Consider the following 19,625-nt stretch of genomic DNA (forward strand, 5'->3'; position numbering starts at 1 on the left):
AGGCTTCTGACCGTGTGCAAGTGATTTCGAGCCTTGCCCGACACTTATTCCACGCTTTCAAATTTCTCCGCCAAACTTTCCAACTGGTTTTGGTTGGTACGGCGGAACGATTCCAAAAACAGTTCTTTCTTTTTGTGCAGATACTTGGTAACAGCCAAATACCACACTCCGCCGATTTTTTTGCCGAAGTAATACTTTCCGTCTTTGCGGTTGATGACGACCGTATCGGGTGCGTTATAAATATCCGGCAGATGTTCGTACAACTCCGCAGGAAACACTTCTTTTGCCCGGCTGTTAATCTGCTTGATGATCGTATCATCCGAAAGCCATACCGTTGATTTCTCCAATGCGGCCTTGTCTTGCACGCCTTTTGCAATCACACCTGCAGCAAAATGCCGTTCGTTGGTAAGGGTGTCTTCGATTTTATAGAGCTGGGTATTGCTCAACTTACCGTCGGTTTTCAGACGGCCTTTCACTTCGTAAAATTCTTTTTCAAGCCGTTTGAAGGTGGTTTTAAATTCGGGGCCGCCCATCTCGGCTTTGGCAAACTGGTGTGCCAAACCTCTGTCGTAGCGGTCAAGGTCGGGGCGGTAATTCATGCGGCCTGCGTTGTACTCAAATCCGCGGTCGGTGGTATGCAGGCTGCCGTCGGGAGCTTTGTAGGCCATCGTCGGGTAACTGTCGCCTTTTTTGTTGTAGATTTTGTGCGTCTCTACAAAGTTTTCCGGCGTGGATTTGCCCACGATACGCCCGCTGCGCTCAATATCGCGCTCGGCCAAAGCCACCACCGTGCAGCGGCAGTTGTAGCCGTTGGGCGGATAAAAGGTTGTCCAAAACGGGTCGTCATAGCGGTAAACCAGCCCGTCCATCGCCGCATGGGCGGGGCGCGTGCGGTGGTCGGCCACCGCGTCATACATCCAGTAGGGGCGGTGGTCGATATTGTCCATATAGCCTTGATACTGCCCGGTGCTGTAAGCCGACTGCATGTTGGTGCGGTAGATGGTGTCCAAACGGCGCGGCGTGCCGAACACCTCGCCCGTTTTCGGGTCGATGATGTCTTGCCCGTTGTGGCCGTTGGGGTGCAGCCAGCCCTTGTTTTGCAAGTGCTGCAAGATGTCTTTGCGCCAATCGGTAAACGCTTGCCCGCTGTCGGCCGCTTTAATCATGGATTGCTTGATGTCGTTGAGCATATCCAAATCGGTTATGCGGGCGATGGTGTACACTTTGGCGATTTCCGAGGCCGTCAGGTTGCGGTAGCTTTCGGCGGTCACGCCTTTGGCTTGCAGCCACTCAATCGCTTTTGCAGGTTTCAGGCCGAGGGCAAACTTAATGCTTGGCATTGGCTTGCCCCAACAGATCGCTCAAAAACAGCGCATTTTGCATATAGCCCCGCAGGGTTTGGTTATCCAGCTGCGGGTAGAGTGCGGTCAAGGCGGCATCTGCCTCTTCGTAGCTTTCACACGCCGCCAGCGCGGCCACCGCCTGTTTGATAATCGGATTGAGCTGCGCGTTAAAGTCGGGCATCTCCAACGCCTCGTCCAATGCACCGTCCAATACCTGCTGCTCGCGGGTGGCGGGGCGGCCTGCCGGTATGCGTGCGGACAATGCCGCCAGCGCGGCTTGATTCACGGGATTATCCGGCACCACTCGCGCCAGCACCCGTTCACCCTCGGCAGGCTCGGGGATTACCAGCTTGTCGCGTACCCAGCTCTCCGGGATTTGCACGCCCACGTCCACCAGCTTAGGGATGGCTTCGGCCATTACCGCAATATCCTCTGCCTCGCGCGTATCAAACTCAAATTTGGGCAGGCGGTTAGGGTCGGTATTGGGGTGGTTGACTTGCAGGTAGGGCAGGATGATCTGCTGGGTAATGGTCTGTGCCACTTGTTTGGCATCCGACACCAGCAAATCACGGCGCACCTCGTTGTGCACCTTACCCAGCGCATTGGTGCTGCTTTTGCCGTCGGCTCCGCTGGTGAGCGTTTGCCCCAAAATCAGGCGCGCGGCGGATTTTTCGCACCAATCGGCCATCTGCAAAAACGGGTTGCTGGTGGCGGTCGTGCCGCTGGCCGCTTGATGCAGCTCGATTTCCATTCCCTCGGGCATGATGCCCGCCGCGTTATGGCCGATTTCGGCCACCGCGCGCAACAGCGTGCGTTTTTCTGCCTCCGTTGCACCCGCCCCGTATTTGCCGATACGGATGGGCATGCCGTAAAGCTCCAAAAACTCGGCAAAATCATGCACGGCGTAATGCTTAAACATATACAGCCATGCCAACGTGCGGAATAAGCCGTTACGCGCCTGCGGCACGCTGCGCGATTTGTGGCTGTGCACAATCCAGCCCAACGGCCACAGCGGCTCGCCGTCTTGATTGTCTTGCGATTTGAGCATCAGCTCGTCGTCTTTACTCCATCTAAACCAGCTCTGCGGCCGATGGGTAAAGGCCGTCGGGTAATAGCGGCCGTCTGAAAAAGCCCACTCGATTTCCAACGCGGCGAAGCCGTGGCCGACCGCGTCCATCAGGTCGATAACCAAGTCCTCAAACTGCGTCAGGCCGTCTATCAGCTCAAAGGCTGCCTCGGCCAATTGCTCTTCGGCGGGCGTAGCATTGCGCGGCGGGGTAACGCGCCAATCCAGCGTCAGCAGCGCCCGCTTGCGCGTGCCCATATTGGCACCGATGTCGCTGTCGCGCTCCTCGATGTCGGCAAACAGCTCGTGCTGGGCGGTAATGTCGCCTGATTCCGCATCCTCGAACAGCGCACGCATTTTGGCGGGCGTGATAAAGTTGGACGGATGCTCCGCAATCACGCGCCCGGCGGCGGTAATTTGCGCCAAATCGGTTTGCAAGCCGTTTTCAGGCTTTTGCGGTTTGGTTTTTTTGTCTTTTTTAGCCATTATCTAGCCCACATGCTTTTGGTGTTGTCTTCATCAAGGTCATCGTCAAAATCATCGTGTGTTTCAGACGGCCTCACGCTTTGCCACTCAATCGGCGCCGAATTTCCTACGGCCAGTGCCCATAACATTTGTAGTGCGTCGGGGCCATCATCATGAGCATGCTTGGGAAAACGCCTAAGTTGGTCAATAAGCTCGGTATTGTCTTTGTGTATCCGGATATAGCCGTTCTCCATGTGAGGCTGGATAGATTCGATTCGTAGTTCTTTGTCTGCGATGGGCTTTACTCCCCTTGCAGGGATAGGGATGCCTTGCTGCAAACCACGCTTAGTTAATTCCGTTTTTAAAAATTCTTGGAATTGCACAATCTCAACCGCCCACAAACGGCATTTGTATTGCTTTTGCAGCCTAATTACATCTTCTATGATTTTGTCCGGCACACGGCGGCGTATTTGTGCCACCACCACATAAAGCGTAACTGTCGCCCGATGCCAACCGCCAATCAAAATCGCAGAAGGGTCGCGGTTGGCGTTGCGTTTACCCAAAGACGGGTCAAGCGCCCCAAACCAAATTAGATCAGACGGCAAGTCTTTATCGGCAAACTGCGCTGCTTCAATCATGTTTGCAAAAATCGCATCTTCACCGCTTACCGGCTCATTTTGATATTCACAATCAAAGGCTTCTTTGCCGATACGCGCGCGTATAGTCATCAGCAGCAAAAGCGGTCGCTGTTCCCAACTCACTTTGCTTCCAGCCAACATTTCTGCTTCGTTGGCTTCGTAAAACTCTTTTGCAGCTTTTCGCCCTTCGTGTTTGTAAATAGTCTCCCACTCATCCCATAAATCCATATTTTCAGGCCATTTGATAATGGCCTGAAAACGGCGGCTAGTCCAAAATGGATTAGCCAAAACACGATTCAACACGCTGTCGTAATGCAGGATAGTGCCAACATAAAGGACATCAAATTTTTCGCCAGCGGCACCCAAAGGCAATACAGCTTTATTGACCCATTCCATCAACTTGGCACGTTGTCTCGGTGTCTCGACGTTTTCGTCGTTTTCGATATCGTCCAGATAAGCCATATCGGGTCGGCGTGCGCCGTGTTTAGTGCCGCGCAGCTTCATGCCGCTGCCGTAGGCTTTAATTTTGTTTCCTTGTCGCGTAATGATTTCGCCAACACGCCAACGGCGACCAACTCCACACACTTCAGGAAAATCAAGAGCAAGCCGTTTATTTTCGGTCAATTCGGTCTTAATTACCTCTACCGACCCCGCCGCTTGGTCTTCCACGTCCGATATGATTACTACGTTATGCTTGGCGTTGCGTACCTCGTCCCACAAGGATTTAATCTGCACGCCAAGGGTGGTCTTAGCTTCGCCGCGCGGCGCTGCATCGGCTTCTGCTTCGGCCTCGGGTGATTGAGTTATTCGCGGCACCACGTCATCAATCAAATAATCGTGGAACTCCGACCACGAGTCGCCGCGAATATGATGCGGGAAATAAGTTTCAAGGAAAAACCGAAAGCCCGTTTCTGGGTTAAAAACTTTTTCTCGGCGTGCAGCAATATCTTCCACAGCATCGGAAAGCCCTGCATCTTCGGCTTCAATCCGCTGAATCAAATCCAAGCGGATACTTTCCATTCGTTCTCGCAACTGTGCTCGGGTCAGTTTCTTTTTCGACATGCTTAAAACTCTTGTTCCACTATCGGCATAAAGCTCTCAAAAACATTTAAAAAATCATTATTTAAATGCGGGAATTTCTGTTTGATGTGTTGCGATAATAGGTCAATGGTTTTAATTGCCACCGATGCCTCATGCACTTCGGGCAATAAACGTTTATGAGCGGCCATCGTTTTATTGTACGAATCACTCAACATACTGATAGCTTTAACCTTATCCATTGTTTCTAAGCTGGTATTGGTTTGAAGCTCTTTCATTACCGTTTCGTATTGCACGATTTGGCCGGCGATCATTGCACGGGCAACTGCCTCAACATCGCCTCCTGCCAAGGTATAAGCAGCCCGAATTTTGTCCCAATCATCGCCTTTATCTTTGGCTGATTTTTTCCAGCCCCGAGCCGTAGCTAACGGAACTTGACACATCACCGCAGCTGTTTCTAAGGTTTGATTACCTGATACATACAGCTGGCGCAGCTTTTCGCGCACTTCTTGAGGATGTGCCATTAACCGCCTCCGATACCGAGCTTGAGCTTAATCATTTCCCAGCCCGCGGCCACCGTCATGCCGCCCAAGCCGCCGTAAAGCGCGGCGGTTTTGCGGCACTCTTTGCGGATTTCTTTGATTTCTTCGTCCATGGCCTGCTGGTTTTCGAGCATCTGTTCCTGTTTGGCTTCGATGCGCACCAATGCGGCCAATACCGGGTCTTTGTTTTCAATCATTTATCTGCCTTTCGGTCTATTTTGTCGGCCAGTTTGTCCAGCTTGTTTTCCACCCGACCTAAAAAATCCATCATGGTTTTTTGGTCGGCCTCCGCATCCTTTTTGCTGCGGTATTCCAGCTTCACTTGGTGTAGCTCCTTGCGGAGATCCGCACGGTCTTTTTCGGCATCTTTTAAGCGGTTGGAGATGCCGTTAACCCAAAACCAGCCTGCTGCGGTGGCCAAGCCCCAAAGCGTTTTAAAGCCAAATTCAAAGTCAATCGGTGTCATGCCAGCTCCTTAAAAATCAAGCGGCAACTACATCCGCTGCGACGGCAGGCAACATCCAACGCCGGCGATGCCGTCGACACCGTAAACTCAACATCAAACTGCTGCTCCAACGCCTGTTTTATTGCCTGATATTGGTTCTTAAAATCCACAACACCGCGCTCAACGTGGAAGGTAACGCCAAAATCCTTATCCATACCGGTAACGTAATCCCAGCTGGTTGCATCCAGTTTGCGTGATACCTGCTCGATAAACGGCTGTTGCTCACGCGCCTTGGCTAACCCCATTTCAAAGCCGGCAAATTTAACCGCCAATACGCGCGCAACCAAATCCTGATAGGTGCTCATTTTTTGCCACCCATCATTTTTTTTAACCGATTGCATAAATTTCTAACCCAAGAAATATTTACAGGCGCATAAATTTTTGCTAAAACTTCCCCGTCATACTGTGCATTTTCTCGGGCTGCCCGAAATTTGGCTTTGGCTTCTTCCGGACTGTCCGCCCAAATGCTCAATGACCAGGACTTACCGTTAAAACGGTAGGAAAACGTATACTCTTTCATAGGAGAAACCTTATGTATTTTGAAGTTTATAAAGACGTAAAAGGCGAATACCGTTGGCGTTTGAAAGCTGCCAATCATGAAATCATCGCCCAAAGCGAGGGCTACACCACCAAACAAAACTGCCTGCACGCGGTCGATTTGGTGAAAAGCACTACCGCCGCCACACCCGTAAAAGAGGTATAAAATCCATTTTTTACGTTCAGCCCGCAACCTACGCGGGCTTTTTTGTTGTCAATCGTCAACTTTAGATTGACCACTCGCCGCCCATTCGCGCCAAGCCGTGTTTTGGTTTTCCAGTTCGGACACATAGCCGCCAAACTCGACCGCATGCTCCAACAACGCCTGTGCCGTGCCGTTATCCGGCGGGGCGCACCGGCGGCACCATCAACGCCGCAGGCGGCGCGGGCATTACCGGCACCTCAATGGTTTTAATTGGTGTAGCCGAGGGCACGGTTGTACTGCCGCAGGCTGTTAGGCCCAAGCCCGTCAATACACATACCGGCAGCAGTTTTATCTTGCTCGATTGCATGTTTAATCCCAGTTTTGTGTTGTTGTTTCAGACGGCGCACATCCGCTTGCGCCTGCGCCAGCCGCACGCCGACTGCCTGTGTTTTGGCCGCCTGCTCGTCTTGCGCCTGCTGCGCCTTTTTGAGTTCGGCGGTGTATGCCTCGGCGGATGACAACAGCGCCGCCGTATGGTCTTTTTGCGCTTGCTTAATAACGAGTTGCTGCTCGTTATAGGCCGTCTGAAAACCGTTACGGTAGGCCAGCCATAAAGCCCCACCGAGTAGCAGCACCGCGGCAAGATGCGGCAGATATTTAATCCACTTTATCGGCATTGTCTGCCTCCACTTCCTGCCGCTTCACACTCACCATCGCCCGTGCCACGGCATAACCGCCTACGATGCCCAAATACACCGCCCAAATCTCCGGCGACGGGTCGGGCAGCACAATAAATTTGTAAGTACCCGCCGCGCAGGCCACGTTGGCCCACAGTTTGCTGTGCGACACCTTGCCCGTGGCCGGATTTTTAAGGATATCCAGCAGGGCCATCATTTCGCCTTTCTGCGGTTGCGTGCCTTACGCGCCGCCCGCTTGGCAGCGGCCACGCCCGATTTACGGTAGTTTGGCCGCGGGTAATCGTTAACGATGCGCAGCTTGGGCATGTGCAGCACGGCATTAGCCATTTGCTCATGAGTAGGGTTGCCGCCCAGCAAAGTAGCCAAAAAATAACCCGCCGCCTGTTTTAAGCTCTTAAGCAGTCTCATACTTTTGCCGCTCCCACTTCCATCGCGATGGCCGTCGCCACAGCGCGGCAGATGGCCCATTTGCGCTCTTTAAACAGCTTCAAATCGGCATCATTGCTGATAAAAAACGGCTCAAACACAATGCCGCCATGCTGTGCATACGCCAAACGGCTGTGCTGGCCGGCGTTGTCGGGCTTATAACCGCCGTCGCCGCGCAGCTTCCAGCCCGTCGCTTTCGACACGGCTTGGCTCAACACTTGGCACCAGCGTTTGTTTTTCGGCGTACTCAAGGCTTCGATGCCCGTTGCCGGCTGTTGGCCGGGCTTCGGTTTGGCCGCCGCGTTGGTGTGAAACTCCACCGCCACCGTTGCACCCTTAATCAGCTTAAGGGCTTCGCGCAGCGGCAGATTGCCTTTGCCTTCGCCGTCGGTTTTTACCGTCAAGCCGTAGTCGTTACGCAAAATCGAGGCGGTAATATTGCGCATATCCTGCGCCAAATCCGCCTCGCGGTCGCTGCCGTTGACCGCGCCCGGGTCGGTGTTGCTGTGGCCTGCGGTCAACACAATAATCTTGCTCATATAAGCCCTTTCAAAATCGTTTTAAGCGGTTTTTAAACCCATTCTTGAGAGCCTTTATGCTATCCGCCTTTACGCACATCCCCGCACGGTATGCCTTTCAAACCCTAAAGGCCGTCTGAAACAAGCGGATTAGGCAAAAAAAATCCGCCCGAAGGCGGATGAAAGAGGAGAATTAAAACAGCGTTAAAACAGGGTATTTTGATGTGATACCGGCTCGCAGCCCGAACGCATAATCGTGTAGCCGGTGCGTTCGGAAATGCCGTATTTCGGGCACAGTTCCGTCATCGCCATCAGGCCGCTTTTGCCCTCGACTTCGGTCAGATTTAAAAATTCGTTTCTAAACCGCTCGTTTCGCAGCTCGCGCAGAGCGTTTTCACAGCGCGGCACATACAGCTCCTCGCCGCCATACACGCGCAACAGCTCGTAGGTTTTTGCCTCACCGATGGCCGAAAACAGAATATGCAGGCGCGGCGTATCTTCTTTGCCCTTGCCAAACTTAAACCGCGCGCCGCCGATGGCTTTTACTAACTGTTCGGCAGCCTGTAATCCGATAACCTCGACAATATCCTGCATGGTTTCGGGCAGCAGGTGTCGCACCTTCTTAAGCTCCATTGCCTTCCCCTTTTAGTTTTTGCTGTTTTTTTGTCAACGCCGCAATCACGCCGCGCATGTGCTCGTCGGTCAGCCATTCCACCCGCGCCACCCCATACATGCGCTTGGCCAAAGCATGCGCATAATTCCAGTGCAGCGCCATCGATGCCAGCAAGGCTTCGATTTTGCGCATCATCGCGTCAGCCGAGCTGCGGCGACGCGGGCGTGTACCGTGGTTTTTCGCAATCGGCACAAAGCCCATGCGTTTCATCTCTTCCGCCACTTTTTCCAGTTCCGGCATGCCCATTTTTGCGCAAGAATCCTTACCCGTTACCCGCACCAGCATGGCACGATAGGCATCATCGGCCATATCAAGCTGCTTTTGCGCAATCTTAATTTTGCCGATCAGCGCATTGCGGGTCGGTTGGTTCATGCTTTATCCTTAAATACAATATGTTGTAGTATTTTATCATTTTATTGATAAAAATCTACTACATATTGTATTTTATGTGTCATTTTTATATGCAAAAAAATCCCCGCTGTTTAAAGCGGGGATTAAGGTAGGCTATTTTCAGTCTATTCCTTTGTATTACTGCGTCCGGCAACAAATGCTAGTACAACTGCAACTAATGATGCGCCCATTAGTGATGCTCCCGCAGTGGGAGAACCACTGTAAATCAAATAAAAAGAAATTGCAGCAAACACAATAACTGACAAGCAGCCAAACAATTGACCACGCTTCTTAATTTCCTGTTCCTGTTTCAGGAAATTAAAACGTTCGCGTTGCTCCTTATCTTCCATTTGTAAGCGGGCAGTCTGCTCTTTTTCGGCCATCTGCATAATACGTTCTGCACCATTTGGAATAATGTTACTGTATCTTGCCATATCCTCAGGGGCAGGAAGCGGCCTCATATGGTGCTTGGCGATTATCTGGTTTAATAATTGTGGGCGGTTTTCTATCTTCTGTAATATCTCTTGATCTTCCCCTGTACAAAGCAAACCGCCCTCTTCTTCAGGGCGGTTCTGTAATTCCTTGTCTATATCTTTCATAATGACTCACTTACCTTTTCCAAGGCTTTCTTAAAATCGCTGCCGATTTTCTGCCAGTCTTGGGCTAGAGCCTGACGGTCGGAGCGACGTACAGGGCGAGATGGAGTTTTACTGGCCGAAGGAAACAGGCAGAAAGAAGAAACAAATCCTGCTGCCCAGGCAGACTTTGCGGATTTGACATTATTCATCATTAAACCTCTTTAAATTTTATTTATAATTTATTATTTACTAAACTTAGTATATAAGATTATCGTCTTAATACCAATACACAACCCTACGGCTTCACACAAGGTGCACTATGAAAAATATCAACATATAGTATAAATTTGCTTTTACATATTTGTAAAAATCAACATATTGTGGTTTTAAAATATCTGTTAAATTGCTGTAAAAAACCACGCATACAACAGCGTGGTTTTCAAATTTGAGACGGCCTCTAATCCTGCCAGCCGCCCAAATGCTCCACAAGCTCATTAAGCATGGTCGTTAACGATTCTGTCATAATGATTTGCGATGCAACCGCAAGGTCGGCAGCGTTATCGGCTTGGCTCTCGGCATTTTCCTGCACCGTATCAAGATACTGGATGCGTTTCAACGTCAGATTTTCGGTCAACACAAAGGCAATCTGCTCACGCCATACCAAGCCCATCTCAACCACATACAAACCATTACGGGCGTGCTGTACCACATCATCGGTAGTGAGGTCTTTTTTGCTGATTTTCACGCGCGGTGCAACATCGCCGACACCGCGTAAAGTAACATCGTAATCCAACTCAAACCCGCCTTGCGCTTGGCCGTTGAGCAGCCATTCCGTCATCAAACTAGACGGCGATTGTTTGGTTGCAGGCAGCTTCACGTCTAGTCCGCCCAATGCCTCGCGCAGCTTGGTTAACAGATTTTCCGCCTTGCTTGGTGTGGCGCTGTCAACCAGCATCCAGCCGTCCGTTAAGATGGCATGGGTGCGGCTGCTGCGGGTTAAGGCGCGGGGCAGCAGATCGTCGGTAATCTGTTCTTTGAGTTCCTGCTTTTCCCTTCTGCCAACATTGCGCGCTTCCGCCTTTTGGATTTGCTCGACTTTTTCAGCCAGCACGTTATTAATCACGCCGGACGGTAACACCTTCTCTTCGCGTTTAAGGTTGATTAAATAATGTCCACCGGCGTTATATACCAACATACCGTCAAACGGCGTAGGGATGGCAAAACCTTCGCTATACCAATCCAAGCCGGCAGGCGGCGTGAATTGGGCATTGCTTAAGCGGCCGTCTAAGTCCCATTCTTCAGGTTTTTGCGGCAACCGATATGCCGTTAATTGTTTAAACCACATGATGTTTTTCCTTTTAAAAAGGCGGGCAATGCCCGCCGACAAATCAATTAATCACGACCTTACTCAAATCCGGCTTAGTCTCCACAAAGTCCATCAAAGCCTTGATAGAGTTTGCCGCCATTTGCGCTCGGGTCAACGTAACACCGCTTTGCATCGGCTTAAAATCGCCTTCGTAGCTTATTGATACGCCGGTCAAGCCGTCGCTCTGCATTTCATCGCGGATGATGATTGTGATTTCAGCCATCACGCCAACTCCTGATTAAACGGCTCAATGGTAAAAAACTCCTTACCCTGCACGATTTTCAGCCCGGGCACGGGGTTGGCGGCAAAAAACGCTTCTTCATTCAATACCGCGTCTCTGTTTACCTCTTTTTTCACGCGGATAAATCGTTCTAGCGACGGGTCGGCTTCTAGCAGGGCGAGTACCGCATCTGCGCCGCTCACGCTGCATTTGGGCGGGTTGTTGCGCCACTTGATCATGCCCGTGGTTAGGTCGGCAAACTTAACCTTGCCGCCGTCGGGAAGCGCGTCGCGGTTGGCTTCCGCCCAAGCGTGCACGCCCGCCTCGATCACTTTGATTTCTTCCACCAGCGGCGCGACTGCTTCGTCTGCCGCCTTTTGCAGCTCGGCCACTTTGTCGTTGTGGTCGGCTTGGATGCGCTCGATGTTTCGTTGCAAATCGCCCATGCGTTTGATTTGCAGCGATGCGTCATCGCGGGATTGCACGGCCACGGCCAATGCTTCTTTTTTGGTTCGTTTGGTTGTTTTAGCCATTTCGTTTTCCTTTCTGTGAGTTGGCTTCATAAATACGCTTACATTCTTCCACCGACCGGCTACGCGGCCCGTGTATCCATTCTTTTTGCCAGCAAGGGGCGGTTGCCAATGCTCGCTGGATTTTTGCCATGACGGCTTTGGCTTTTTCCTGCTGCTCCGGTGTTGGCTGGTGACGATGCTCCAGTTTGAGCCGCTCGGGGCGGGGCGGCAGGCAGCCCAGCAGGTCGCGCGGTGCTGGCCAGCGGTCGGTTTGCGCAGCCAGCAAACTAAAGGCCGTCTGAATCCGCGGGATATCCTGCTCTGCGTCCCATGTCTTGCCTGCTGCCAATGCCACGCTCCACACTTGCGCCGTGGCCTGCACGGTATCGGCGGCGGGCGTACCCGGCAGCCGCAGGGCGAGCAGCAGGGTTAAGCCGTCCACTACCGCGTTGTGCAAACTGTCGGGCAGCTCTTTCATGGTTTACCTTTCTTGGTTGCTTGCAGCGCGGCGGCTGCGGTTAAGGTTTGGCTAGGCTTGGCTTTTACTGTCGGCTCGCCGGCAACGGCAGGCATCACCGCCGTTTCAGACGGCCGCCAACCGCTGATAACCTCGTACAAATATCCGTGCGATTTAAGCGGCAGTTTCAGACGGCCTGCGTCGCGGGCATCAATGGCCGTCTGAAAACCATGCAGCCAAGCCTCGGGTGGGGCGGGGTAAACTACCCCGTCGCGGCTGATTTGCCCGGCCTTGATGTCCGGCAGCAGCTCGCCGAGCAGCTTGGCCGTGCGGGCAAAGGTCAGTTGGCTTTTGGCCGGCCGAAACAAGCCCACATAGCGCACCGCCGCTTTGCCGATTAATGCGTCAAACTCCAACACCGCCTTAATCAAATCCGCCGCACCGTCGTTGCCGATCAGGCTGTCAAGACTGTGGACTGCGCCGCAGTTGGGGCATTTGAGGTTCATTTCAGACGGCCTCCTTAGCCCGTTCAACTTCCCCGCTCTTAAACCGGTTTCCAAAATCACGCGGATGCAGCCCGCACATCTCCAAATAATCCTCCCGCGCCAAATCCACCGCCTGACGCACCGTCGGTGCCTGTGCCGCCAAATACTGTCCCGGTTGGATTTCCACAGTAACAACAGGGGTTTCACCGTCTTTTTTATCGATTAAGAAACTACCCAAATCCTCCAGCCAATTGAGGCGGCATTGGTCGTATAAATCTTGCGTGCTCAAATTCATGATGCAGACGGCCGCTTCGTTCAACATCAATTTCAGTTCTGCCGGAGTAGCGGGGTTTTCCACGGCCGTAAGTAAATCGTCTATCAGTTTCATTTTTATGTTTCCTTTATTTTCAATAGGTTATATATTTAACAAGGTAAAAAAATTATTGCCCCATCAATCGGTTAGCCATCAGCACACCGAGATACGACCCGGCAAACGCCGCGCTCCAAAAGCCTGCCACCAACAACAGCCACCACTTAATCAGCCATATTGCCGTTTTCCATTTCATTTTCATTTTTTCCCACCCTTATCGTGTTTTCGCCGTATTTGGCGTTGATATCATTCAAAGCCTTTTCAAGCCTTGCCCGTTTTTCCGCTTCATTTAACGGGCGGTACAGCACGAAATATTTCGTCTTGCGCCGCCGGTGCTGGCCAAATGCCTGCCAGTCTTGGTTGCGCCGTCGGTGGCTATTCATACACCACCCCTTTCATGCGCTCTTCATCGCTCATGCGCTCATACGCCTTTTCCGCTTGCAGCGCCTCAAAATCAGCCGCATCCTGCTTTTCGCGCATCAGCCGTTGCGCCGGTGTTTCGTCTTTAAAATAACTGCGGGCGGGCTGCGGCTCCGTGCAGCGGTTGGCACAAGCCGTTGCCAGCATCACAATCAAAACGGGAGCGAGCAAGTGGCGCATTCTCAAGTTTTCCATTTTTATGTTTTCCTTTATTTTCAATGTGTTACATAAAACACAAGGTAAAAAAATATATAGCCCTATCAATGGCTTGCCGTTTCAGACGGCCAGATTAATGAATCAGCATCTCTTTAAACTGCCGCACCATCTCCACGTTTACCGGCTCTTTATGCAGCTTCGAGAGCCTGTTCACACCGTGCAGCATCTTTACCAGCCGCCGCGTATTGCCCTTGGCCGAATCCACCAGCTCTTCAACCACTTCCTCGGCCGCATTAGGCAGGTTGGCCGCCGCAATCTGTCCCAGCTCTGTGCCGTCCAGCTCGTCGCCCAAATCCAGCTTAAACCCGATACGGCTGTATAGCTGCTTGAGTTCGCCGTTTCTGCCGCGCAGGTTAACCAGCAGGCGCGGCATACCCACCAAAGCCAGCCCCACTTCGGCGCGGTCGTGGATACGGCGCAGGCATTCCAGCGCGCGGTAGGGCAGGCTTTCCGCTTCGTCCACCGCAATCAGGCGGCCTGAATGGGTCAGCTTGTCCACAATGCCGTTGAGCATATCGTTCAGCGTGCCTTTGCTTTCGCTGCCCACCTTTTCGGCAATGGTTTTCAGCAGCACTTTGGCGGTATAGGTAGGGTCGGCCTCAATCAGGATCACATCGGGGTTGCGGCCTGCGTAATCGCGCAATGCACTCGTTTTACCCAAGCCCGCCTGCCCGATAATCACCACCGCTTGCCCGTCCACATGCGCCAAGCTCAAAATATCGCCCGCGCGTTTGCCGCTTTGTGTGCGCACATAATTGATGCTTAATTTACGGTCGGCTCTGCGGTTTTCTTCCAGCGTTAAAAACGCCGCCAGCTTCTCTTCCAGTTTTCCGGTGTCGCCGCGATACCCGCCGCCCAAATAGCTGCTGATAACCGCATTGCTCATGCCGATGGCTTTGGCCACATAAGTTTGCGGCTTGCCGCTTTCGCTTAAAAATAATTGCAGACGTTGTTTTAAAGTCATTTTCAAACCCTTTTAATGTGTTTTAAATCAATCTTCCAAATCGCTCTCAAACATGCTGTATTTCTTCACTTCTTTGAGCGGTTGTTCCGGTGTTACTACTTCATAGCTGCCCTCGATAACTGCGCCGTTGCCAAACATCAGGCTGCCGAAATCGGGGACGTTTTCGATAGCGGGTGTAAGCTCCGCTTTGGCAATCGCAATCTTTTCCTCTTGCCGTTTCACCGCGTCTTTTACCCGCTTCTCGCGCAGCTGTTCGATGCGGTTTACAGGCATACCCGGTTTCACATGGCCGTCCAGCTTAACTTTGCCAATAATCTCGCCGCCCATTGTTTTGACGATCACTTGCGAAGCATCGTACCAGTCGTAGCCCACCCGCACCTTGTCGCTGTGGTGCATCGTCAGCACGCTGCCCGCATACACATTGTTGTGCAGCTGTACCGTGCCGCGGCGTACCGTGCAGATTTTTTCCGGCCTGAACATATAATCCAGTTCCACATCCGTTAACGGCTGCTCCGTCTTGTCCAACTCCGCCAAACGGTAAGTGCGGTAATCGGCCGGTGTGCAGTATTCCCCGCCGCTAGCTCTCGCCAGCTCCGCATGCTCGTGATTCAGGTTGTAATCGCGGATGGCAGCGTCCAAATCCGCTAAAAACTGCCGCCAGCTCGGCATCTTGCGCCGGTATCGCTGCTGCTCCGTGCTCAATTCCTTGCCTTGCCGCTCCGCATTCATCGCGCTGTTCAATTTACGGATAGTCAGCGTTTTCACGCTGCTGTCGGCATCTTTGCCCACATAAGTTTCATAGGTTTTCGCCAGCGGAATCGTTACCGTTTCCCAAAACCGCTCGATAATGCCGCGGCCTTGCGGGTTGCCCGGCAAACCCGTTGCATGCTCAATGCCGTAGCGCGGCAAAATACCCGTAATATCCGCATCCAGCATCTTGCCCGTAGGCCCCGCACCGTTATCCGTGTAATACATCAGCGCAGGCTCGTGATAAGTCATCGCATGGCGCAGCGCATCAGCATGGGCAATCGTCGATTCGCTCAAACTCACGCTCCAGCCCACCACATACCGCGTCGCCGCATCGATAATCACCGTAATCTCCGGCTGAAACGGCTGCCCGTGGTCGGGGTGCGCCACCTTAGCCTTAAAGCCGTGGCCGTCGCCCACCCAAATATCGTTCGGATTAAACATCAGCCAGTCGCGCTTCACATAAGGCATCAGCGATTTATACGCGCTGCCCGTCATTCTGCCGCGCTGCTTAATCACTTCCGGCAGCTGGCCTTGCACATATTCCACTTGGCTGATACTCGGGCAGGCATCCACACCGCAAGCCAATCCTCCAGCCATGCGATTTCATGCAGCGACCGCGTTTTCTTAGTCTTGTTCGGAGCCAACGCCGCCAACCGCTCCGTCGGGCTGGCCGCCCCGCGGTATAACGACACCCATTCTTTCAAAGTGCGCACGCTGATACCCCGTTTACTGTTCGCCCGTGCATTGGCCACCGACACAAAACCCGCCAGCGGCTCGGGCAAAAGCCCTTGTTCTATCTGCTGCGCCACATAAACTACGGCCTCGGTAATTTTCAGCCCCGCTACCTCGTGCATTTTCAGCACTTCGGCCACAATCGCCATCCGCGCATGAGCGCAGTCGCGTTGCTTGTCGGTCAGATCGTCGGCATATTCGTTAATCGGCAACCCCAGCTGCTCCAGCTTGCGCCGCGCCGGCGTATTCGCCTTTTTAACCACGCTCGGCAGCTGCGCCGGTTGCGCCGATGCCAACAATTCCGCCGCCTGTTTTTGCTTAATGGCCGTCTGAATTTCCACCGGCAGGCCGTTTATCAAATACTTTTTAAGTTTTCCTCCTCTACCTTTTCCAGCCATTTCCTCAAATGGCCAATTACCCTTTTTGGCATGATACTCAACCCCTTGCTTAGTTCTAGGCAGCATAGACAAGCCCAAATTAGCAAGCTCCATAGAAGATAACGCTGTATTCATGATATGACCTTTTGTTTATATTTTAGCCCTTTAGTTTATTTTTAAACCTTTTGCTTAGTCCATTTGCTATAAATGAATTAAGCGGCTAAACTTTTATTTTTATATCGGCTCGGCCAAATTTGCTCGGGTTTCAACCCTAAAAAGTCAGCGATAATTCTTTCGCCTTTTGGGTATTTAAACTGCAGGGCACTCTTTAAAGTGTTTGGGCTTAAGCCTGATTCAATAGAAAGCTGCCTCACAGTTTTCCCCCTTTTTTTGACCGCAGCTATTACGTCCGCGCGATGCCAATCTTGAGAGGTTTCCGCGTTTTTTTGTGTCATTTGTTTTATTCCTTTTGCTAAGTGTTTCTGCTTAGTAATATTACTAAGTTGACGGAATAATACTAAACAAAAGGCATTATTAAAAGTCTTTTGTTTAATAAAATAAGGGGAAAAGCTTAAAAATATGACAAACTATTGTTTCTAATTGAAATTTAATTTAAACAAAAAACCTCAATTTTTGTTTTGTTTTTTGTTTAACCCTCAAATTTTAAACAAAAGGTAATAGGAAGAAAGATGGATACATTCAAAGACAGAGTGTTGAGCCTATGGCCTGATTTATCAGTGACGAAAATTGCCGATAAAATTGGAATGACTTATATGGGATTGTCTAAAATTTTTAAGAATGGACATATCCCAAAAGCAGAAACACTCTTAAGCATCCACGAGCATTCAGGGTGCGACCTTAAATGGCTCATGACAGGTGAAGGCGAGCCATTTCCAAACCAAAACAAAGCAGGAACAGCGGCAAGCACCAGCAGTCTGAAAACAAAAGAATCGGACAATCCTATCGTGCTAGACACGCTTGGAAACCCTGTAAACTTAGAAGAATTTGTATTTATACCCAGATACGATATCAACGCCTCGGCAGGCAACGGGTTCCCGATAGACACCGAAAATCCCTTGTTTTGTATGGCTTTCAGGCGGTATTGGATAGAGAATTACGTTACCACCCAAATCGAAAAGCTATCGGTGATCACAGTAAAAGGCGATTCGATGGAAGGCGTGCTCAACCACGGCGACAACATACTGGTAAACCACGCCGACACCAACCCGCGCGACGGCTTGTATGTTTTAAGGGTAAACAACGATTTGATTGTAAAAAGGGTTCAAGCCTTGCCCGGCAGATTACTGGTTAAATCAGCAAATCCCGAATACGAACCCTTTGAAATAAACCTCAACCACGATCAGCAAGACGTGGCAATCATAGGCAGGGTGGAATGGTTCGGAAGAACCATAAATTGAAAGGCTTTTAAAGCCTGATTAAAAATAGTTTAAACAACTTCATTTTCTCATCAATTTTGTGCAAAAGCTGTTCAGATTTTGAATATTTTTGAGCAAAAGATTTTTTCTCGGTTTTCATAACCAAAACGGCCAAAACCCTTGTGTTTTAAGATTTTTCCGCCGTTTTCTCTTTTTCCCTCTTGGTGCAAAACCAATCACCCCCCCCACACACACAGAGGCCGTCTGAAACTTTTTCAGACGGCCTGCAGCTTTTTTTCAAGCTGAAAAGCAATTATCCGAAAATCCTATCGGTTATCATGCAATTCAGCCGCGTGCAGCGTATTTTCCAACAACGTGGCGATGGTCATCGGGCCGACTCCGCCGGGTACGGGCGTAATCATAGAGGCACGTTCTTTGGCCGCTTCAAATTCCACATCGCCGCACAGTTTGCCGTCTTCCAAACGGTTGATGCCCACATCGATAACCACTGCCCCGGGTTTAATCCATTCGCCTTTCACGAAGTTCGGTTTGCCCACACCGACAACAACAATATCGGCGGCACCGACTTCTTCCGCCAAGTTTTGAGTGGCGCTGTGGCAGATGGTAACGGTGGCGCGTGCCAGCAATAATTCCAAAGCCTGAGGGCGGCCTACGATGTTGGATGCCCCGACAACCACGGCTTTTTTTCCCGTAACGTCAATGCCGTATGCTTCCAGCAAAGTCATGACACCTTTGGGCGTGCAAGGGCGCATCAGCGGCATTTTAACAACCAAACGCCCGACATTGTAAGGATGGAAGCCGTCAACGTCTTTATGCGGCAGAATGCGTTCCAGCACGGCTTGGCTGTCGATTTGTTTGGGCAGCGGCAGTTGCACGAGAATGCCGTCTACTGCGGCGTTGCCGTTTAATTCGTCAACCAGTTTCAACAGTTCTTCCTGCGAAGTGTCGGCGGGCAATTCGTAAGAAAGAGATTCAAAGCCTACTTTTTCGCAAGCCAGTTTCTTATTGCGGACATAAACTGCGCTGGCAGGATCGTTTCCGACCAGTACGACGGCCAAACAAGGAGTGTGCAGGCCGGCGGCGCGGCGTTCGGCGGTTTTTTGGGCGAGGATTTCCAAGCGTTGGCGGGAAACTTCCTTGCCGTTGATTAATTGTGCGGTCATGGTTTTCTTTCTGCGAAACGGGATGGGTAACGAGCGGCAGATTATCGCATTTTTGTTGCCCGCTTTCATCTGTTTGTGTCGAAGCCGTCTGAAAAGAGGGTGCAGGCTTTCGGTTGCCGGCGTGTGGCGGCCTGTTCGGAGTCGGGTTGCTTGCCGGATATTTTAAATCGCTTAATAAAATAAACAGATAGCGTGAAAGTGCCGCTTTTTATATAAAGCGGGCTTGACGTATTTTAAGGCTGCAGGTATAGTTCGCTTCTCTCGTCGGGGCGTAGCGCAGTCTGGTTAGCGCACCTGTTTTGGGAACAGGGGGTCGTGAGTTCGAATCCCACCGCCCCGACCAGTTTACGTTCCATTCAGCCCGATGTTTGAGGCGCGAAAACCGCACGCGCCCGTAGCTCAACCGGATAGAGCACCCGCCTTCTAAGCGGGCGGTTACAGGTTCGATTCCTGTCGGGCGTGCCAAACAAGTTTCTTTTGCGGTGGCTGTAGCTCAGTTGGTAGAGCCCCGGATTGTGATTCCGGTTGTCGTGGGTTCGAGTCCCATCAGCCACCCCAAATCATTTAAACCCGTGTATGAAAATACACGGGTTTTTGCTTATGTTTTGTTTCGGCTGCCGGGTTTGGAATAACC

At 51.5% G+C, this 19,625-nt stretch carries 31 protein-coding genes, 3 tRNA genes and 1 pseudogene; 5 read left to right on the forward strand and 30 right to left on the reverse strand.

What is annotated here, in order from left to right; all coding sequences use genetic code 11:
• Positions 1–44 precede the first annotated feature (44 nt).
• Genes Q0X97_RS06145 through Q0X97_RS06180 form a run of 8 tightly spaced genes read right to left on the reverse strand, consistent with a single transcriptional unit; the run spans position 45 to position 6,117 of the window.
• Positions 45–1,340, reverse strand: a complete 1,296-nt coding sequence (locus tag Q0X97_RS06145; RefSeq protein WP_302066501.1) for a phage minor head protein — start codon at positions 1,338–1,340, stop codon at positions 45–47.
• Entirely contained in the window at positions 1,327–2,895 is a 1,569-nt protein-coding gene (locus Q0X97_RS06150; protein WP_302067689.1) for a DUF935 domain-containing protein, read from the reverse strand. Before Q0X97_RS06150 ends, Q0X97_RS06145 begins: the two co-directional genes overlap by 14 nt.
• A complete protein-coding gene (gene terL / locus Q0X97_RS06155) occupies positions 2,895–4,574 on the reverse strand; it encodes a phage terminase large subunit (protein ID WP_302066503.1) in 1,680 nt (559 codons plus the stop codon). Before terL ends, Q0X97_RS06150 begins: the two co-directional genes overlap by 1 nt.
• 2 nt (positions 4,575–4,576) lie before the next feature.
• Positions 4,577–5,074 carry a DUF1804 family protein gene (locus tag Q0X97_RS06160; protein WP_302066504.1) on the reverse strand — a complete coding sequence of 166 codons (498 nt, stop codon included), beginning with the start codon at positions 5,072–5,074 and terminating at the stop codon, positions 4,577–4,579.
• Positions 5,074–5,289: a hypothetical protein gene (locus Q0X97_RS06165; protein ID WP_302066505.1), complete on the reverse strand. Its 216-nt coding sequence runs from the start codon at positions 5,287–5,289 to the stop codon at positions 5,074–5,076. Before Q0X97_RS06165 ends, Q0X97_RS06160 begins: the two co-directional genes overlap by 1 nt.
• Positions 5,286–5,549 carry a hypothetical protein gene (locus tag Q0X97_RS06170; RefSeq protein ID WP_302066576.1) on the reverse strand — a complete coding sequence of 88 codons (264 nt, stop codon included), beginning with the start codon at positions 5,547–5,549 and terminating at the stop codon, positions 5,286–5,288. The genes Q0X97_RS06165 and Q0X97_RS06170 overlap by 4 nt, the downstream gene beginning before the upstream one ends.
• A 5-nt stretch (positions 5,550–5,554) precedes the next feature.
• On the reverse strand, positions 5,555–5,902 hold the full coding sequence (locus Q0X97_RS06175) for a hypothetical protein (protein WP_302066506.1): 348 nt from the start codon (positions 5,900–5,902) through the stop codon (positions 5,555–5,557).
• Positions 5,899–6,117, reverse strand: coding sequence for a hypothetical protein (locus Q0X97_RS06180; RefSeq protein WP_302066507.1), 219 nt, complete (start codon positions 6,115–6,117; stop codon positions 5,899–5,901). The genes Q0X97_RS06175 and Q0X97_RS06180 overlap by 4 nt, the downstream gene beginning before the upstream one ends.
• A gap of 12 nt (positions 6,118–6,129) precedes the next feature.
• On the opposite strand from Q0X97_RS06180, the gene Q0X97_RS06185 reads away from it, so the two are divergent.
• Complete coding sequence (locus tag Q0X97_RS06185) at positions 6,130–6,300, forward strand: YegP family protein (protein ID WP_082403006.1); 171 nt, start codon at positions 6,130–6,132, stop codon at positions 6,298–6,300.
• 48 nt (positions 6,301–6,348) lie between these two features.
• Here Q0X97_RS06185 and Q0X97_RS11885 read toward each other — a convergent pair.
• From Q0X97_RS11885 to Q0X97_RS06285, 21 genes and pseudogenes are all read right to left on the reverse strand, one after another.
• Positions 6,349–6,646 (reverse strand): annotated as a pseudogene (locus Q0X97_RS11885) (hypothetical protein).
• Positions 6,546–6,956 (reverse strand): hypothetical protein, encoded by a 411-nt coding sequence (locus tag Q0X97_RS06190; protein WP_302066509.1) that lies wholly within the window; start codon positions 6,954–6,956, stop codon positions 6,546–6,548. Before Q0X97_RS06190 ends, Q0X97_RS11885 begins: the two are co-directional and overlap by 101 nt.
• Positions 6,937–7,170: a hypothetical protein gene (locus Q0X97_RS06195; RefSeq protein ID WP_302066577.1), complete on the reverse strand. Its 234-nt coding sequence runs from the start codon at positions 7,168–7,170 to the stop codon at positions 6,937–6,939. Before Q0X97_RS06195 ends, Q0X97_RS06190 begins: the two co-directional genes overlap by 20 nt.
• Positions 7,170–7,385 carry a hypothetical protein gene (locus Q0X97_RS06200; RefSeq protein WP_302066510.1) on the reverse strand — a complete coding sequence of 72 codons (216 nt, stop codon included), beginning with the start codon at positions 7,383–7,385 and terminating at the stop codon, positions 7,170–7,172. The genes Q0X97_RS06195 and Q0X97_RS06200 overlap by 1 nt, the downstream gene beginning before the upstream one ends.
• The gene (locus Q0X97_RS06205) at positions 7,382–7,942 is read right to left on the reverse strand and encodes an N-acetylmuramoyl-L-alanine amidase (protein WP_302066511.1); all 561 of its coding nucleotides are present in this window, start codon (positions 7,940–7,942) and stop codon (positions 7,382–7,384) included. Before Q0X97_RS06205 ends, Q0X97_RS06200 begins: the two co-directional genes overlap by 4 nt.
• Before the next feature lie 183 nt (positions 7,943–8,125).
• The gene (locus tag Q0X97_RS06210; RefSeq protein ID WP_302066512.1) at positions 8,126–8,554 is read right to left on the reverse strand and encodes a Mor transcription activator family protein; all 429 of its coding nucleotides are present in this window, start codon (positions 8,552–8,554) and stop codon (positions 8,126–8,128) included.
• Positions 8,544–8,966 carry a gp16 family protein gene (locus Q0X97_RS06215; RefSeq protein WP_302066513.1) on the reverse strand — a complete coding sequence of 141 codons (423 nt, stop codon included), beginning with the start codon at positions 8,964–8,966 and terminating at the stop codon, positions 8,544–8,546. Before Q0X97_RS06215 ends, Q0X97_RS06210 begins: the two co-directional genes overlap by 11 nt.
• A gap of 143 nt (positions 8,967–9,109) precedes the next feature.
• Positions 9,110–9,583 carry a DUF2335 domain-containing protein gene (locus Q0X97_RS06220; RefSeq protein WP_302066514.1) on the reverse strand — a complete coding sequence of 158 codons (474 nt, stop codon included), beginning with the start codon at positions 9,581–9,583 and terminating at the stop codon, positions 9,110–9,112.
• Positions 9,580–9,774 carry a hypothetical protein gene (locus tag Q0X97_RS06225; protein ID WP_302066515.1) on the reverse strand — a complete coding sequence of 65 codons (195 nt, stop codon included), beginning with the start codon at positions 9,772–9,774 and terminating at the stop codon, positions 9,580–9,582. Before Q0X97_RS06225 ends, Q0X97_RS06220 begins: the two co-directional genes overlap by 4 nt.
• Before the next feature lie 245 nt (positions 9,775–10,019).
• Complete coding sequence (locus Q0X97_RS06230; RefSeq protein WP_302066516.1) at positions 10,020–10,907, reverse strand: recombination-associated protein RdgC; 888 nt, start codon at positions 10,905–10,907, stop codon at positions 10,020–10,022.
• A gap of 43 nt (positions 10,908–10,950) precedes the next feature.
• Complete coding sequence (locus Q0X97_RS06235; protein WP_302066517.1) at positions 10,951–11,151, reverse strand: hypothetical protein; 201 nt, start codon at positions 11,149–11,151, stop codon at positions 10,951–10,953.
• Positions 11,151–11,681, reverse strand: coding sequence for a host-nuclease inhibitor Gam family protein (locus tag Q0X97_RS06240; RefSeq protein WP_302066518.1), 531 nt, complete (start codon positions 11,679–11,681; stop codon positions 11,151–11,153). Before Q0X97_RS06240 ends, Q0X97_RS06235 begins: the two co-directional genes overlap by 1 nt.
• Positions 11,674–12,138 (reverse strand): hypothetical protein, encoded by a 465-nt coding sequence (locus Q0X97_RS06245; protein WP_302066519.1) that lies wholly within the window; start codon positions 12,136–12,138, stop codon positions 11,674–11,676. Before Q0X97_RS06245 ends, Q0X97_RS06240 begins: the two co-directional genes overlap by 8 nt.
• Entirely contained in the window at positions 12,135–12,623 is a 489-nt protein-coding gene (locus Q0X97_RS06250; RefSeq protein ID WP_302066520.1) for a hypothetical protein, read from the reverse strand. The genes Q0X97_RS06245 and Q0X97_RS06250 overlap by 4 nt, the downstream gene beginning before the upstream one ends.
• Position 12,624: 1 nt before the next feature.
• Positions 12,625–12,990 carry a hypothetical protein gene (locus Q0X97_RS06255; protein ID WP_302066521.1) on the reverse strand — a complete coding sequence of 122 codons (366 nt, stop codon included), beginning with the start codon at positions 12,988–12,990 and terminating at the stop codon, positions 12,625–12,627.
• Positions 12,991–13,042: 52 nt separating this feature from the next.
• Positions 13,043–13,168, reverse strand: coding sequence for a hypothetical protein (locus tag Q0X97_RS06260; RefSeq protein WP_302066522.1), 126 nt, complete (start codon positions 13,166–13,168; stop codon positions 13,043–13,045).
• A 179-nt stretch (positions 13,169–13,347) separates the two neighbouring features.
• Positions 13,348–13,587 (reverse strand): hypothetical protein, encoded by a 240-nt coding sequence (locus tag Q0X97_RS06265; protein ID WP_302066524.1) that lies wholly within the window; start codon positions 13,585–13,587, stop codon positions 13,348–13,350.
• A 94-nt stretch (positions 13,588–13,681) separates the two neighbouring features.
• Entirely contained in the window at positions 13,682–14,572 is an 891-nt protein-coding gene (locus tag Q0X97_RS06270) for an AAA family ATPase (RefSeq protein ID WP_302066525.1), read from the reverse strand.
• 27 nt (positions 14,573–14,599) lie between these two features.
• Positions 14,600–15,919 (reverse strand): Mu transposase C-terminal domain-containing protein, encoded by a 1,320-nt coding sequence (locus Q0X97_RS06275; protein WP_302067690.1) that lies wholly within the window; start codon positions 15,917–15,919, stop codon positions 14,600–14,602.
• A complete protein-coding gene (locus Q0X97_RS06280; RefSeq protein WP_302066527.1) occupies positions 15,835–16,566 on the reverse strand; it encodes a DNA-binding protein in 732 nt (243 codons plus the stop codon). The genes Q0X97_RS06275 and Q0X97_RS06280 overlap by 85 nt, the downstream gene beginning before the upstream one ends.
• A 77-nt stretch (positions 16,567–16,643) precedes the next feature.
• On the reverse strand, positions 16,644–16,886 hold the full coding sequence (locus tag Q0X97_RS06285; RefSeq protein ID WP_302066528.1) for a helix-turn-helix transcriptional regulator: 243 nt from the start codon (positions 16,884–16,886) through the stop codon (positions 16,644–16,646).
• Positions 16,887–17,120: 234 nt separating this feature from the next.
• Between Q0X97_RS06285 and Q0X97_RS06290 the strand changes: the two genes are divergently transcribed.
• Positions 17,121–17,849 carry a helix-turn-helix transcriptional regulator gene (locus tag Q0X97_RS06290; protein WP_302066529.1) on the forward strand — a complete coding sequence of 243 codons (729 nt, stop codon included), beginning with the start codon at positions 17,121–17,123 and terminating at the stop codon, positions 17,847–17,849.
• 284 nt (positions 17,850–18,133) lie between these two features.
• Here Q0X97_RS06290 and folD read toward each other — a convergent pair whose 3' ends face one another.
• Positions 18,134–18,991 (reverse strand): bifunctional methylenetetrahydrofolate dehydrogenase/methenyltetrahydrofolate cyclohydrolase FolD, encoded by an 858-nt coding sequence (folD, locus tag Q0X97_RS06295; RefSeq protein WP_302066530.1) that lies wholly within the window; start codon positions 18,989–18,991, stop codon positions 18,134–18,136.
• Positions 18,992–19,256: 265 nt separating this feature from the next.
• Here folD and Q0X97_RS06300 point away from each other — a divergent pair.
• The 3 genes from Q0X97_RS06300 (at position 19,257) to Q0X97_RS06310 (ending at position 19,549) form a co-directional block, all read left to right on the forward strand.
• Positions 19,257–19,334 (forward strand) — tRNA-Pro (locus Q0X97_RS06300).
• 45 nt (positions 19,335–19,379) lie between these two features.
• Positions 19,380–19,456: transfer RNA gene (locus Q0X97_RS06305), tRNA-Arg, on the forward strand.
• 17 nt (positions 19,457–19,473) lie between these two features.
• Positions 19,474–19,549: transfer RNA gene (locus tag Q0X97_RS06310), tRNA-His, on the forward strand.
• Positions 19,550–19,625 lie beyond the last annotated feature (76 nt).

Source organism: Neisseria sp. MVDL19-042950 (assembly GCF_030504625.1).
Lineage (GTDB): Bacteria > Pseudomonadota > Gammaproteobacteria > Burkholderiales > Neisseriaceae > Neisseria.

Excerpts from the sequence above, each read along its gene's own strand:
- Q0X97_RS06145 (WP_302066501.1), bottom strand. The coding sequence starts at position 1,340 with ATGCCAAGCATTAAGTTTGCCCTCGGCCTGAAACCTGCAAAAGCGATT.
- Q0X97_RS06150 (WP_302067689.1), bottom strand. The coding sequence starts at position 2,895 with ATGGCTAAAAAAGACAAAAAAACCAAACCGCAAAAGCCTGAAAACGGC.
- terL (WP_302066503.1), bottom strand. The coding sequence starts at position 4,574 with ATGTCGAAAAAGAAACTGACCCGAGCACAGTTGCGAGAACGAATGGAA.
- Q0X97_RS06160 (WP_302066504.1), bottom strand. The coding sequence starts at position 5,074 with ATGGCACATCCTCAAGAAGTGCGCGAAAAGCTGCGCCAGCTGTATGTA.
- Q0X97_RS06165 (WP_302066505.1), bottom strand. The coding sequence starts at position 5,289 with ATGATTGAAAACAAAGACCCGGTATTGGCCGCATTGGTGCGCATCGAA.
- Q0X97_RS06175 (WP_302066506.1), bottom strand. The coding sequence starts at position 5,902 with ATGAGCACCTATCAGGATTTGGTTGCGCGCGTATTGGCGGTTAAATTT.
- Q0X97_RS06180 (WP_302066507.1), bottom strand. The coding sequence starts at position 6,117 with ATGAAAGAGTATACGTTTTCCTACCGTTTTAACGGTAAGTCCTGGTCA.
- Q0X97_RS06185 (WP_082403006.1), top strand. The coding sequence starts at position 6,130 with ATGTATTTTGAAGTTTATAAAGACGTAAAAGGCGAATACCGTTGGCGT.
- Q0X97_RS06190 (WP_302066509.1), bottom strand. The coding sequence starts at position 6,956 with ATGCCGATAAAGTGGATTAAATATCTGCCGCATCTTGCCGCGGTGCTG.
- Q0X97_RS06195 (WP_302066577.1), bottom strand. The coding sequence starts at position 7,170 with ATGGCCCTGCTGGATATCCTTAAAAATCCGGCCACGGGCAAGGTGTCG.
- Q0X97_RS06200 (WP_302066510.1), bottom strand. The coding sequence starts at position 7,385 with ATGAGACTGCTTAAGAGCTTAAAACAGGCGGCGGGTTATTTTTTGGCT.
- Q0X97_RS06205 (WP_302066511.1), bottom strand. The coding sequence starts at position 7,942 with ATGAGCAAGATTATTGTGTTGACCGCAGGCCACAGCAACACCGACCCG.
- Q0X97_RS06210 (WP_302066512.1), bottom strand. The coding sequence starts at position 8,554 with ATGGAGCTTAAGAAGGTGCGACACCTGCTGCCCGAAACCATGCAGGAT.
- Q0X97_RS06215 (WP_302066513.1), bottom strand. The coding sequence starts at position 8,966 with ATGAACCAACCGACCCGCAATGCGCTGATCGGCAAAATTAAGATTGCG.
- Q0X97_RS06220 (WP_302066514.1), bottom strand. The coding sequence starts at position 9,583 with ATGAAAGATATAGACAAGGAATTACAGAACCGCCCTGAAGAAGAGGGC.
- Q0X97_RS06225 (WP_302066515.1), bottom strand. The coding sequence starts at position 9,774 with ATGATGAATAATGTCAAATCCGCAAAGTCTGCCTGGGCAGCAGGATTT.
- Q0X97_RS06230 (WP_302066516.1), bottom strand. The coding sequence starts at position 10,907 with ATGTGGTTTAAACAATTAACGGCATATCGGTTGCCGCAAAAACCTGAA.
- Q0X97_RS06235 (WP_302066517.1), bottom strand. The coding sequence starts at position 11,151 with ATGGCTGAAATCACAATCATCATCCGCGATGAAATGCAGAGCGACGGC.
- Q0X97_RS06240 (WP_302066518.1), bottom strand. The coding sequence starts at position 11,681 with ATGGCTAAAACAACCAAACGAACCAAAAAAGAAGCATTGGCCGTGGCC.
- Q0X97_RS06245 (WP_302066519.1), bottom strand. The coding sequence starts at position 12,138 with ATGAAAGAGCTGCCCGACAGTTTGCACAACGCGGTAGTGGACGGCTTA.
- Q0X97_RS06250 (WP_302066520.1), bottom strand. The coding sequence starts at position 12,623 with ATGAACCTCAAATGCCCCAACTGCGGCGCAGTCCACAGTCTTGACAGC.
- Q0X97_RS06255 (WP_302066521.1), bottom strand. The coding sequence starts at position 12,990 with ATGAAACTGATAGACGATTTACTTACGGCCGTGGAAAACCCCGCTACT.
- Q0X97_RS06260 (WP_302066522.1), bottom strand. The coding sequence starts at position 13,168 with ATGAAATGGAAAACGGCAATATGGCTGATTAAGTGGTGGCTGTTGTTG.
- Q0X97_RS06265 (WP_302066524.1), bottom strand. The coding sequence starts at position 13,587 with ATGGAAAACTTGAGAATGCGCCACTTGCTCGCTCCCGTTTTGATTGTG.
- Q0X97_RS06270 (WP_302066525.1), bottom strand. The coding sequence starts at position 14,572 with ATGACTTTAAAACAACGTCTGCAATTATTTTTAAGCGAAAGCGGCAAG.
- Q0X97_RS06275 (WP_302067690.1), bottom strand. The coding sequence starts at position 15,919 with ATGGCTGGAGGATTGGCTTGCGGTGTGGATGCCTGCCCGAGTATCAGC.
- Q0X97_RS06280 (WP_302066527.1), bottom strand. The coding sequence starts at position 16,566 with ATGAATACAGCGTTATCTTCTATGGAGCTTGCTAATTTGGGCTTGTCT.
- Q0X97_RS06285 (WP_302066528.1), bottom strand. The coding sequence starts at position 16,886 with ATGACACAAAAAAACGCGGAAACCTCTCAAGATTGGCATCGCGCGGAC.
- Q0X97_RS06290 (WP_302066529.1), top strand. The coding sequence starts at position 17,121 with ATGGATACATTCAAAGACAGAGTGTTGAGCCTATGGCCTGATTTATCA.
- folD (WP_302066530.1), bottom strand. The coding sequence starts at position 18,991 with ATGACCGCACAATTAATCAACGGCAAGGAAGTTTCCCGCCAACGCTTG.